Annotated in this window: 13 protein-coding genes; 7 read left to right on the top strand and 6 right to left on the bottom strand. The window is 41.3% G+C overall.

Going from position 1 to position 12,514, the window contains the following annotated elements; genetic code table 11:
- Nucleotides 1–1,126 (top strand): 1,4-alpha-glucan branching enzyme (gene glgB, locus WKF69_RS15080; RefSeq protein ID WP_340382899.1); only part of this gene is annotated, 1,126 nt, incomplete at its 5' end.
- An 85-nt stretch (nucleotides 1,127–1,211) separates the two neighbouring features.
- Here glgB and WKF69_RS15085 read toward each other — a convergent pair.
- From WKF69_RS15085 to pfkA, 4 genes are all read right to left on the bottom strand, one after another.
- Nucleotides 1,212–2,180, bottom strand: coding sequence for a Gfo/Idh/MocA family oxidoreductase (locus WKF69_RS15085; RefSeq protein ID WP_340382900.1), 969 nt, complete (start codon nucleotides 2,178–2,180; stop codon nucleotides 1,212–1,214).
- A 300-nt stretch (nucleotides 2,181–2,480) separates the two neighbouring features.
- Entirely contained in the window at nucleotides 2,481–3,479 is a 999-nt protein-coding gene (gene gap, locus WKF69_RS15090) for a type I glyceraldehyde-3-phosphate dehydrogenase (RefSeq protein WP_340382901.1), read from the bottom strand.
- 188 nt (nucleotides 3,480–3,667) lie between these two features.
- Complete coding sequence (locus WKF69_RS15095) at nucleotides 3,668–4,516, bottom strand: hypothetical protein (protein ID WP_340382902.1); 849 nt, start codon at nucleotides 4,514–4,516, stop codon at nucleotides 3,668–3,670.
- 5 nt (nucleotides 4,517–4,521) lie between these two features.
- Nucleotides 4,522–5,505 carry a 6-phosphofructokinase gene (gene pfkA / locus WKF69_RS15100; RefSeq protein WP_340382903.1) on the bottom strand — a complete coding sequence of 328 codons (984 nt, stop codon included), beginning with the start codon at nucleotides 5,503–5,505 and terminating at the stop codon, nucleotides 4,522–4,524.
- A gap of 124 nt (nucleotides 5,506–5,629) precedes the next feature.
- On the opposite strand from pfkA, the gene WKF69_RS15105 reads away from it, so the two are divergent.
- Entirely contained in the window at nucleotides 5,630–6,331 is a 702-nt protein-coding gene (locus tag WKF69_RS15105; RefSeq protein ID WP_340382904.1) for an NUDIX domain-containing protein, read from the top strand.
- 88 nt (nucleotides 6,332–6,419) lie between these two features.
- Here WKF69_RS15105 and WKF69_RS15110 read toward each other — a convergent pair whose 3' ends face one another.
- Nucleotides 6,420–7,277, bottom strand: coding sequence for an N-acetylglucosamine kinase (locus tag WKF69_RS15110; RefSeq protein WP_340382905.1), 858 nt, complete (start codon nucleotides 7,275–7,277; stop codon nucleotides 6,420–6,422).
- A 218-nt stretch (nucleotides 7,278–7,495) separates the two neighbouring features.
- Between WKF69_RS15110 and WKF69_RS15115 the strand changes: the two genes are divergently transcribed.
- The 5 genes from WKF69_RS15115 to WKF69_RS15135 all read left to right on the top strand — a co-directional run bounded on the left by WKF69_RS15115 (nucleotide 7,496) and on the right by WKF69_RS15135 (nucleotide 11,734).
- The gene (locus WKF69_RS15115; RefSeq protein ID WP_340382906.1) at nucleotides 7,496–8,530 is read left to right on the top strand and encodes a GntG family PLP-dependent aldolase; all 1,035 of its coding nucleotides are present in this window, start codon (nucleotides 7,496–7,498) and stop codon (nucleotides 8,528–8,530) included.
- Between the two features lie 161 nt (nucleotides 8,531–8,691).
- The gene (gene accC, locus WKF69_RS15120; RefSeq protein ID WP_340382907.1) at nucleotides 8,692–10,176 is read left to right on the top strand and encodes an acetyl-CoA carboxylase biotin carboxylase subunit; all 1,485 of its coding nucleotides are present in this window, start codon (nucleotides 8,692–8,694) and stop codon (nucleotides 10,174–10,176) included.
- Nucleotides 10,177–10,187: 11 nt separating this feature from the next.
- Nucleotides 10,188–10,781 carry a riboflavin synthase gene (locus WKF69_RS15125; RefSeq protein WP_340382908.1) on the top strand — a complete coding sequence of 198 codons (594 nt, stop codon included), beginning with the start codon at nucleotides 10,188–10,190 and terminating at the stop codon, nucleotides 10,779–10,781.
- A 72-nt stretch (nucleotides 10,782–10,853) separates the two neighbouring features.
- Nucleotides 10,854–11,180 carry a hypothetical protein gene (locus tag WKF69_RS15130; protein ID WP_340382909.1) on the top strand — a complete coding sequence of 109 codons (327 nt, stop codon included), beginning with the start codon at nucleotides 10,854–10,856 and terminating at the stop codon, nucleotides 11,178–11,180.
- 2 nt (nucleotides 11,181–11,182) lie between these two features.
- Nucleotides 11,183–11,734, top strand: a complete 552-nt coding sequence (locus WKF69_RS15135; protein WP_340382910.1) for a hypothetical protein — start codon at nucleotides 11,183–11,185, stop codon at nucleotides 11,732–11,734.
- Between the two features lie 327 nt (nucleotides 11,735–12,061).
- Here the strand turns inward: WKF69_RS15135 and WKF69_RS15140 are convergent.
- A partial coding sequence (locus WKF69_RS15140; RefSeq protein ID WP_340382911.1) for a tetratricopeptide repeat protein occupies nucleotides 12,062–12,514 on the bottom strand: 453 nt, incomplete at its 5' end.

Genomic DNA, 12,514 nt, shown 5'->3' on the forward strand with positions numbered 1-12,514 from the left:
CGGGACCCATTTGTATGAGCATGCTGATATGAAAAAGGGGTTTCATCCCGATTGGAAATCGTACATTTTTAATTATGGACGAAATGAGGTTAAGTCTTTTTTGATAAGCAATGCGATCTTCTGGCTGGACCGATATCATGCGGACGGGCTAAGAGTAGATGCTGTAGCGTCGATGTTGTATCTGGATTACTCGCGTGAGCCGGGAGAGTGGATACCTAATGAATTTGGAGGGAATGAAAATCTGGAGGCCATTAGTTTCTTAAAGGAATTTAACGAAGCGGTTTATTCCAATTTCCCTGACGTGCAGACTATCGCAGAAGAGTCTACAGCGTTCCCTGGTGTAAGTAAGCCAACCTACACAGGCGGACTTGGTTTCGGCATGAAATGGATGATGGGATGGATGAACGATACATTGGAATATTTCTCAGAAGATCCCGTTCATCGCAAATACAATCACAACCGGATAACCTTCAGTACAGAATATGCTTTCACGGAAAACTTTATGTTGCCCTTTTCACACGATGAAGTGGTGCATGGTAAGGGATCTCTGCTGAACAGGATGCCCGGTGATGAATGGCAGAAGTTTGCCAATCTTCGTTTACTTTATATGTATATGTTCACCCATCCGGGCACCAAATGCCTTTTTATGGGGAATGAAATAGCACAGAGCAGAGAATGGGATTTTAACCATTCGCTCGACTGGCATCTGCTCGAACACGCCTCTCATCACGGTATTAATGAAATGGTCAAATCCCTGAATGCTTTTTACACATCAGAGCCAGCACTATATGAGAAAAGCTTCGAAAGTGCCGGCTTCGAATGGATAGAGGGCGGTGATGCGGAGAATTCTGTTCTTGTGTACTCCAGAAAAGGGCATCAGCCAAAGAATGATCTCCTCATAATCCTAAACCTAACTTCTGTTCCACGCAATTCCTGGCGAATAGGTTTGCCTGCCGAAGGTAAGTGGCAGATCATTCTTAATTCTGATGAACAACAGTTCTACGGAAGTGGGTTTGTGAAAGAGCAAGTAATCATTTCTGAGCAAATATTCTGGCACGGAAAAGAACAATCCGGCTTAATGAACCTGCCGCCTTTGGGGGGAATTGTGTTAAAATTAGCAAATTAAGGAGATTAGCAAATGAGAAAATTTGAGAATGAGCAAATTGCTTGACGGCGATGCACATTTGCTAATTTACTTATTTACACATTTGCTAATTAAGCTTCCCCGTAATTTTGTCGATCATTCGCATCACCTCGACAGCGTCTTTTGCAGAGCACGGATTTGCAGCCTGATCAAGAAAATATCTGACAACTTGCTCAATCATGGGCTGCTGTACATGTGGTAAATGATCGAACTCAAGTCGTTGGGTTTGCCCGTTTGTTACCAACTCGCATATGGCACCAAACACCTCGAAACGGATCATACCACTTGTTCCCTGTATTGCGCAGATATCTATTTCATCACCAAGCCGGGCATTAAAATCCCAGACTCCCGTGAATTTCACATCGTTCTGAAATAATATGTCGGCGCTTGCATAATCATCAGCATCATACAGGTTTGCACGGTTTAGTGATGTTCCTTCAACTTTTAAAGGATCGCCAAAAAAGAAAGTCATCAGGTCTAACTGATGCGGCGCAAGGTCGTGGAATAACCCTCCGCCGGATACAGCCGGGTTAGTGCGCCACGTGTTTTCACTGCCTGCCTGATAGGCTTGACGAAATCGTAGGTCGACCGAAAGGATATCGCCAATGGCTTTTTCATTAAGCAGCTGTAATATCTTAATGGACCGTGGCTGTGCTCTGCGGTAGTGAGCGATACTTAGCTTAGACGAGTGCTGTTCAGACGCTTTACGCATTCGATCTGCTTCTGCATAATCCAGGGCCATCGGCTTTTCTACGTAGACAGGCTTACCGGCTTCAAAAGCTTGTAAAGCGTAAGCTTCGTGATAGGCCGGAGGGGTAGCTATATAAATTGCATTAACTTCATCGTCATTGATCAGATTGCCGGCATCACAATACCATTTCTTTACGTTGTGCCTTTTTGCATAGTCTTCAGCTTTTGCAGCATCGCGTCGCATCACGGCGACCAATTCTGAATTTGGTACAAGGCTAAAAGCTGGACCGCTCTTTACTTCGCTGACGTCGCCGCAGCCAATAATTCCCCAGGATACTTTGTTCATAGGTGTCTTTTGAGTTTGTACAGTAAAAATAGATAATTGGATACTAAACGGGAACTATTTGAGCCAAGAGCCAGGAACCAGGAATCAAGACCGTTAGTCGTAGCTTGAGAATTTCTACTAACAACAAATTTCTTAACACTTGCCTAAATCCTGGCTCTTGCTCCTGGTTCAGTTTCCATTGGGGTAAAAAAAAGCCCTGCTCTATAAAAAAGCAGGGCTCCAGTTAGTATTTAAAATCTAATCAGGATTGTTATTTGAGAAATTCTCCGTTCAGCATCCTATGAATCCTACAATCCTAATCTATTTTACCGTTCCAATATGCTGAACAAGATCAATGATCTTATTTGAATATCCCCACTCGTTATCATACCATGCAACAACTTTAACAAAGTTGTCATTCAGGGCGATACCAGCCTTTGCATCAAAGATGGAGGTACGTGCGTCTCCTAAGAAATCCGTAGAAACTACTTCATCTTCAGTGTAACCAAGAATGCCTTTAAGTTCGCCTTCAGATGCATCTTTCATAGCTTTCTTTATCTGATCGTATGTAGCGCCTTTTTCAAGACGAACGGTTAGATCTACAACTGATACATCAGCAGTAGGAACACGGAAAGACATACCAGTAAGTTTTCCCTTTAAGTCAGGAATAACAAGGGTTACAGCTTTCGCAGCACCGGTTGATGACGGAATGATATTCTGATAAGCACCTCTGCCGCCTCTCCAGTCTTTTGCAGACGGACCGTCAACAGTTTTCTGCGTTGCTGTAACAGCGTGAACTGTTGTCATTAAGCCTTCAACAATACCAAAATTATCATGTAATACTTTAGCAAGCGGAGCCAGACAGTTAGTGGTACATGATGCGTTCGAAACTATATTTTGATTTGCTTTAAGCTCTTTGTGATTAACACCCATTACGAAAGTAGGGGTATCATCTTTCGCGGGTGCGGAAAGCACAACTTTCTTAGCACCAGCATCAATATGTTTTTGTGCGTCAGCTTGCGTTAAAAATAAACCTGTTGATTCAATGATCACTTCTGCACCAACTTCGTTCCATTTAAGATTTACAGGGTCTTTTTCTGCAGTAACGCGTATGGTCTGGCCATTCACAACAAGATTTCCGTCTTTAACCTCAATCGTGCCACTGAACTTACCATGCGTTGAATCATATCGTAACATGTATGCCATGTAATCTGGTTCAACAAGATCATTGATGCCAACTACATCAACACCATCACGTTCAATTGCAGCTCTGAAAGCTAAGCGGCCAATCCGGCCAAATCCATTAATTCCAATTTTCATCTGTTTATAATTTTGTTTTTAATTGTGATGAACCTGCCTGCCGGTAGGCAGGGCTATCATGATCTTATGCTCATTGCATTGGTTATTGATAAGATCATGATGCTTTCATGTTATTGTTTTTTGATTTTAATTGTTGTAAATCCGAAAGACTATTATCGCATGCGTTCATGCGAACTCGGATCCGTTTTTTAGTTTTTATTCGAGTAATATTTTAATAAATTATATATAGGCTCCTTAATTACAGAGCCTACGGATAAGCCATTATTTGCCGCAGCCTCATTTAAATAATCTTGAAATCCCGACGCAACGGTTCCTACCATGTGGATAGGTGCATCCGGATAGTTCTTTTTAAGCGGAATAATATATGTTTTCAGGTAGACATCAAACCCCCGGATCACGAGTTGTTTAACAAAAGGTTCCTCCCGGTGTTCCATTAAGAAATCAGCAAAATAACTCAAAAATAAGGCCGGTTGGGGCTGTTTGTACACTTTATCAAGTATTTGTGTCCTGTCCAGGTCATATTTTTTATGAAACAGTTTCTCAAACTCAGGCGGGATCTTACTATTCAGAAAAGCCTTCAATAAATGTATGCCCAGCCAGTTCGCAGATCCTTCATCGCCCAGTATGTATCCAAGCCCGTAATTGTTGCGATGAACCTTCTTACCGTCAAAGTAGGCAGCATTAGATCCGCTTCCAAGTATGCCTAATACACATGGTTCATCTCCGCATGCGGCCAGGGCTGCAGCTTTGAGATCATGGTCGACAACTACGCGGCTGTATCGGAAAAAAGATCCGAAAGCATCGGCGACAACCTCCTGGCGTTCTGGGGAAGAAGCTCCGGCGCCGAAGAAGTATACCCATTTGATTTTTTCAGCATTATTGATAAGCTGAACGTTTTTATTTAGCAACAGATTTATAGAGCTTTTATCATTGAAGAATGGGTTGATACCCTGTGTCTTAAACTCTGAAACGATCTTCCCTTTTTCTGCAAGCTTCCAGTCCGCAAACCTCGATCCACTATAAACTACCGCAATCATATAAACTATATAGATAACACATTTATCATTTCAAGCAGATCATCCTCAAGTTTAAAATGAGAAAAATGCAATGCTTCTTCAAGAGGCGTGAGTACGATAGAATTACCACGTAACCCAACCATCTGCCTGTCTTTGCCGTTTAGTAATGCCCTTACTGCTGCAAAACCCAGCCTGCTGGCCAATACACGATCAAAACTGCTCGGACTGCCCCCTCTTTGTAAATGGCCTAATATAGTGACTTTACTGTCGTAAAAATCAAATTTTTCTTTGACACGCTCGGCAACATGATATGCCCCTCCGTTTTTATCGCCTTCTGCAACGATTACTATACTCGACGATTTCTGATTATTTGCGTGGCTTGATAATTTCTCGATAAGCTCGTCTATTGCCGTATCTCGTTCGGGAAGTAAAACGGCCTCTGCCCCTCCCGCTATACCTGCGCGTAATGCGATGCACCCAGAATCACGTCCCATAACTTCAATAAAAAACAGACGGTCATGAGAGGCAGCAGTATCTCTGATCTTATCAATAGCTTCAATTACGGTATTGGTTGCGGTATCGAATCCCAGCGTGAAATCAGACCCATACAGATCGTTATCTATTGTTCCGGGAATACACAGTACCGGAATTCCATGGTTTTGTGAAAGACGGCTTGCGCCATTTGCTGTACCATCTCCTCCAATAGCAACAAGCGAATCAATCCCATATTCCTTAAGATTCTCGTAAGCTTTTTTTGTTCCCTCGTCGGTCTTGAATTCGAGACAACGGGCCGTCTTGAGAATGGTACCGCCAATGTGGATGATATTTCCAACATCACGGGCAGTCATATCCCAAAAATTACTCTCAAGCATCCCTTGATAACCCTGGCGTATCCCAACGACCTCTACACCCTCGAATAGTGCCGTTCTGACAACAGCGCGTATGCACGCATTCATACCTGGTGCATCACCACCGGAAGTAAAAACGCCAATTTTTTTTATCCCAGCCAATCTTAACTATCTGTTAGTGCAAACGAATATAGTGTGTATTTTTTACACTAAGTAATTTTTCCAATATTTTTTCATCCAGTTCCTTTTAATCATTATATATTTAGTCTTTAAATTATTGAGAGCCTTGGAAACTATCCTTCCCAAATTTGATTCCGTATTTTCGATCGATTGTGTAATTTTCGGTTTCGATGAGGGTGAGCTTAAAATCCTTCTGATAGAGCGGAATGTTGAGCCATTTAAAGATTGGTGGGCACTGCCTGGGTACATTGTAGAGCAAGATGAAAGTCTTGACAATGCCGCAGAACGCATTTTGTATGAACTAACCGGGCTTAAAGGTATCTATATGGATCAATTCTATACTTTCGGGGATGTTAACAGGCATCCGCAGGGTAGAGTGATTACGGTTGGCTATTATGCAATGATCAGGCTCAGCGGCAACAAAGATCTAAAGCCGGTGCCAATTACTAATTATGCGAAGCGAGCAGTGTGGACGCCTCTGGGCGAACTTCGCAAACTGGCGTTCGATCATGATAAAATATTCGGTAGAGCATTTGATAAAATCAGGAACAAGATTAGTTATCAGCCAATCGCCTTTGAATTGTTGCCTGAGAAATTCACCTTAACACAGCTTCAGCACCTGTACGAAGTCATACTCAATAAAAAACTGGATAAGCGTAATTTTCGCAAGAAAATGCTGAATTATGGGATACTGAAGGAACTTGACGAAAAACAAAAAGGTGTCTCCTACCGTGCCGCCAAGCTCTACAAATTCGACAAAAGAAAATACGCCAGATTATTTCAGAAGGAACTTTCTTTCGGGAAGTGACGGAAATTAGCAAATGAGATAATCAGCAAATCAGCAAATTGGGTGCGCTCCTCCATTTACTAATTTGCTCATTTCCAAATTTGCTAATTTACTTTCTCGGAGCAAGCTCAACATGATAACGCACCAGGTCATCTATAGGTGAGCGGATGATCTTGCCTACTGACATACCATACTCCACAGCGGTTTCTTCCAGAACGTTTCTGAAGTTATAGCCCACTGAACCAATGCAGTTAAACGTGTAGTCTTTATAGTTGGGGTAATGGCTGACAAGATTTGCAAAGAAGTCGACAAAAGAGGTCTTTACAATTCCCCTGGAGTATTCTGCGTGTACATTATTGTCATAAACAAATTTACTGAAGCTGGCGCAAAAGCGATTTGCCAATGGCTTCGTATAGATATTATCAGTGACCTCATCAACTGTAAGTTTATAAGTATCCCAAAAGCGTTGTCTTACAACTTCAGGCATATAACCTCGCAGATAATCGGTCAATAGTTTTTTGCCGATATAGCAACCGCTTCCTTCGTCTCCCAATATATACGCGGCAGAATCGATGTTGTGGACGATATCTTTCCCATTGTAGATACCAGTATTTGTTCCGGTTCCCAGGATAGCAGCAAAACCAGTGTCAAGTCCCAGCAAAGCTCTCGCAGCAGCAAGAAGATCATGTCCAACATGAATTTCTGCATTTTTGAAGACAGCTTTCATAGCATCGGCAACAATTTTTACCTTATCGTCTGTTGAGCACCCGGCGCCGTAATAATTCACCTCGGTGATCTCTTCAAGGTTAAGATCAGACGGAAGATCACTTCTAAGTGACTCTGTGATGTAGTGAGTATCGACAAAATATGGATTATAACCCTGGGTATTAAAGTATATTTTTTGACCAGTCTTATTCAATAAACACCAATTGGTCTTGGTAGACCCTCCATCTGCAATAATGATCATAGTTTCGTTCGCTTATAAAAAGCTAAATGTATGAATTTATACGAAAGTTAAAAAAATGGACAAAATAAAACTCTGTGCTTTAGCAAACCCTATTGACGGGGAGGCTGAGTTCATGTGTCTGGTTTCTACCAGTTCCCAACTCTAGCCATCCGGTTTTTCGACTCGTGAATTTATTTCAAAAAATATCTTAATAAGGCGGATAAAATTTAATTTTAACCATGGATGAAAAAAGAATGATCGTCGACCTTCGGAGCGATACCGTGACCCACCCTACTCCGGGGATGTTGGATGCCATGATGAGTGCAAAAGTTGGGGATGATGTTTTTGATGAGGATGAAACCGTAAATGCTCTGGAAAGGAAAACTGCCGACATATTCGGTATGGAGGCGGGCCTTTTTTGTCCTTCGGGAACAATGACCAATCAAATTGCTATTAAGTGTTTTACGAATCCTTTGGAAGAAGTCATTTGTGATGAAACTGCACATGTGTACAGATATGAAGGTGGTGGCATCGCATTCAACTCGTCGGCCTCTGTGCGTCTGTTGTACGGCGATAGAGGGCGATTAAATCCGGAACTAATTGAACCGCATATCAATCCTGATAATATTCATTATCCGAAAACTACCCTGGTTGTCCTGGAAAACACGGTGAACCGGGGAGGAGGAAGTTTTTATACAATTGATCAAATAGAGTCTATATATCATCTTTGCAGGATGAAAGGGCTCTCTCTTCATCTTGACGGTGCACGCATCTTCAATGCTTTGGTCGAAACTAAAGATGAAGCAAAAGACTACGGAGATCTGTTTGATGGGATTTCGGTTTGCCTTTCTAAAGGACTTGGTGCGCCCGTTGGATCTGTCTTACTTGGAAGTAAAGAATTGATTCAAAAGGCAAAAAGAGTGCGGAAAGTGATGGGTGGGGGATGGCGTCAGGCGGGATTTCTTGCTGCGGCCGGAATTTATGCTCTTGATAATAATGTTAAGCGGCTCACTGAAGATCATAAACGGGCGAGAGTATTGGGTGAAACGGTGAGTGGCCTGTCATATGTGAAAAGCGTTATGCCGGTTGATACTAATATTGTGATATTTGAACTTGACGGTCATCATAAACCCGATGAGTTTGTTGATCACCTTAATCATTCAGGGATTAAGTGCAACACCTTTGGTAAGCAAATGATCCGCTTTGTCACTCATCTTGATCTGAATGATTCTATGCTTGAATATACTGTTCAGGCGTTGAAAAAGATTCATTGAGATATCCAGCAAAGCATTTCTAGGCATTTTAAAAGAATTACATTTGTAGATGGAACCATCATCAGCAATGCCGCTCACAGGCCGAAATAACAATGCTCATGAAAGTCCGTCCGAATGGTTGGCCTGGGCGGACTTAATAGCTGATAAAAAACAATATATTGATGAAAAAGATCCTGATTGCCAATCGTGGTGAGATAGCGCTTCGTATTATGCGTTCTGCGTCTGAAATGGGAATTAAAACAGTTGCAGTTTTTTCTGAAGCTGATCGTAATGCCTTGCATGTCCGATATGCAGACGAAGCCGTATGCATCGGTCCGCCAGCATCTTCCCAATCATATTTACTAGGCGATAAAATAATTGAAGCCTGTAAGACGACTGGAGCACAGGGTATCCATCCCGGATATGGCTTTCTTTCGGAAAATGCAGCATTTGCGAGAAAGGTCAAAGAAGCAGGTTTGATACTGATAGGCCCGTCGCCCGAGGCGATGGAAATTATGGGTAATAAACTTTCAGCCAAAGCTGCCGCGCTTAAATTTAATATCCCCATGGTTCCAGGGACAGAAGAAGCCATCAAAGATATCCCGCTTGCGCAAAAGCGAGCGGTAGAGATTGGCTTTCCTATACTTATCAAAGCTGCGGCTGGTGGTGGGGGTAAAGGGATGCGGATTGTTGAAAAAGCCGAAGATTTTATAGAACAAATGGATCTTGCAGTATCAGAAGCCACATCTGCTTTTGGTGATGGATCTGTTTTTATTGAGCGGTACGTATCCTCCCCCCGGCATATTGAAATCCAGGTGATGGGAGATAATCACGGGAATATTGTTCACCTATTTGAGCGTGATTGTTCTGTTCAGCGTCGCCACCAGAAAGTTGTGGAGGAAGCGCCTTCATCCGTGCTGAGTCCGGAACTAAGGCAAAAGATGGGACAGAGTGCGGTGGATGCTGCTCGTTCATGTAATTACACTGGCGCCGGAACAGTAGAGTTTATTCTCGACGAGAATCTTGATTTTTTCTTTCTGGAGATGAATACCAGGCTGCAGGTTGAACATCCCGTGACTGAAATGATTACCGGAATAGACCTTGTAAAAGAGCAGATCAGAGTTGCAAGGGGTGAAAAATTAAGCTTTAAACAGGAAGATCTGGAAATTAACGGTCACGCAATTGAAGTGCGTGTATACGCCGAAGATCCTGCAAATAACTTCCTTCCTGATATTGGCAACCTGCAAACATATAAAACACCTAAGGGACCCGGAGTAAGGGTTGATGACGGCTTTGAGCAGGGAATGGATATTCCTATTTATTATGATCCGATGATAGCGAAGCTGATCACGCATGGCAAAGACCGGAAGGAAGCTATTGAACGAATGATCAGAGCAATTGACGAATACACAATAACAGGAATTCAGACTACTCTGGGATTTGGTAAATATGTGATGCAGCATCCCGCTTTTGTGAGTGGAGATTTTGATACACACTTTGTAAGTAAATATTTTACGCCGGATAATTTAAAGAATGCTGATAAAGATGAAGCCATGATCGCTGCTGTTTTAGCTGCAAGTTTTATGAAGATACAAAGCATTTCTGAAATAGGAACAAATGAGTTAGCTCCACTTTCCGCCTGGAAGAAAAATAGAAAAGAATATTAATTCATCGAACAATGTTTACCGGAATAATAGAAACTTTAGGACAGCTGAAAGAAATAAAAGCCGAGAAAGGCAATCTTTGCTTCACTGTGAAATCTGATATTTCTCTGGAGCTTAAGATCGACCAGTCAGTTTCACACAATGGAGTTTGTTTAACTGTGGTAGGTATTGCTGATGGTGAGCATACTGTGACGGCGGTCGAAGAAACTCTACTAAAATCTAATTTAGGAACACTTCAAATTGGTGATCTGATTAATCTTGAGCGCTGCATGCAAATGAATGGTCGTCTGGACGGGCATATCGTTCAGGGTCATGTTGATCAAACCGCAGAATGCACTGAGGTAAGGGAGCTTGAGGGCAGTTGGGAATATACTTTTAACTATGATTCTGCGCTGGGAAATGTAACAGTGGAAAAAGGCTCCATATGTATAAATGGCATAAGCCTTACCGTTGTTAATTCGCAGGAAAATTCATTTTCAGTTGCAATCATTCCCTATACATTCGAACATACTAACATGCAGCATCTGAGAGAGGGTGACGCCGTCAACCTGGAGTTTGATATAATTGGTAAGTATGTAGCGAGGCTGATGAAGAGAGATGTTATCTAATGTTAAATATGATACTCGTCTAGCAAACATAAAGAGGAACTTTTGTATTATTGTAAAAAGGAACAACTATTTATGTCGATCGAGAAAAAGGAATTCCAAGAACAAGAGCCGCTTGGTGCAGTCAGACCTGATCCATTATCACAGTATTTAAAGACTGGGGATAAACCCGCTTTTTATGCAAATGGTTTTCAAGCAGGTCTTACCCATTCTGATTGTTATCTTATTTTCAATCAGAACAAAGCCGATAAAGTAGCTATAACTCTGCCTTTATCAACAATTAAAAGTTTAAAAACTATTCTTTCTCAAATGGAGAATGATTATGAGAAACAGTTTGGTATTAAAATTTTAAGTTCGGAAGAATTAGTGTCAAGAAAGTCCAAACAAAAGGACAACAAATAAAAATGAATAGAAAATCATATACATCGTCATTTAAATTTTTGTCGTACCCTCGGCTTGAGTCAAATATTCCAGATCAGATTAGATCTCTGTATGAATTAAAGGATGGATGGGACTTTGGTGCTGGGAAGGGTATATCGAGTAGTGTTATCGAAAATGCGTGTTTTCTCTTTAACCATTTTCAGAAAAATGAATTTGATTACGCAATTACTCCAACTTCAGAAGGAGGTGTAAAAATCACTAGTAAGATTGATAAGAATTTCTTTGATATTACGGTAAATCCGGATTTGACGTTAGATATTACCCATGAGATCGGAGAAGGAGCAGATTACGAAACTGCGTTTGAGAGAGAAAATGTTAGAATGGATGAAATTGAATCATATTTAAATGAGCTTTTGATAAAATCATGCTTCTTATTAGAACGTTACACATCAGAAAATATAACCCCATTAAAAAAAGGTTTAATAGCGATTCATTCAGAAACCACGGTGGCGGGATATCCGTCATTGACATGGACTGCATCATCAGGAGCAATAAAAACTTATGCTCGCACCTAAAAGAATATTATAATCATGTCGTTAGTACACCAGCTTTCTTTTGCATTTTCGACTTTGACCTATTGAAGTCCGAGTTTCAACAAGCTAATGTTGAGGAGATTTCTATAGAACAAAGCGATAATGACAAAGGGGATAGTTGTCGCTATAATATTCTTGGGTTCAAGAACTCTCTTACGGATAAATTTTCTAAAAATTATTTCAAGAGTCCAACATTGTTTGTTTGTTGTAGGGGAAGTTACGCCCAAGTAAGCGAGCGAGAGTTTACAGCTCTTGATAAATATTCCTGCAATTGACATCCTTACTAATGGACTGAATTTTAATATCTCGTTACTTCCCCAACTGCGCAATCCTATATTTGCTATACTCCACATAGCTTTCATGATCCTTAGGAGGCTTCGCTTCCAGATATCGCTTATAATATTTTAAGGCTGTCGCTTTATCGTTTAGCTTTTGATCGTAAATGGTGGCCATCGAATAGATAGTCATGGGTTTATTCTCAAAGAACAGGCTTTTTTGGTACGACGCTAATGCGGATTTCATCTGATTTCTTTTCTGGTTCGAATCACCGATTAACGCATAATATTCAGATGTGTTGGGGCTGATACTCTCTTTCAACGTTTTATTGAAATACTCAATGGCCTTGGGGTAATTCTCTAGTGCTTTATAGCTCATGGAAATAAAATAAAGTGACGATTCAGTCTGCTGGTCGCTTTCTTCAAGACCGGATAGGATCTCAATAGCCCTGGTATACTTTTTAACCGAATAGTAAGCTTCGCCAAG

Source organism: Daejeonella sp. (assembly GCF_037719425.1).
Lineage (GTDB): Bacteria > Bacteroidota > Bacteroidia > Sphingobacteriales > Sphingobacteriaceae > Daejeonella.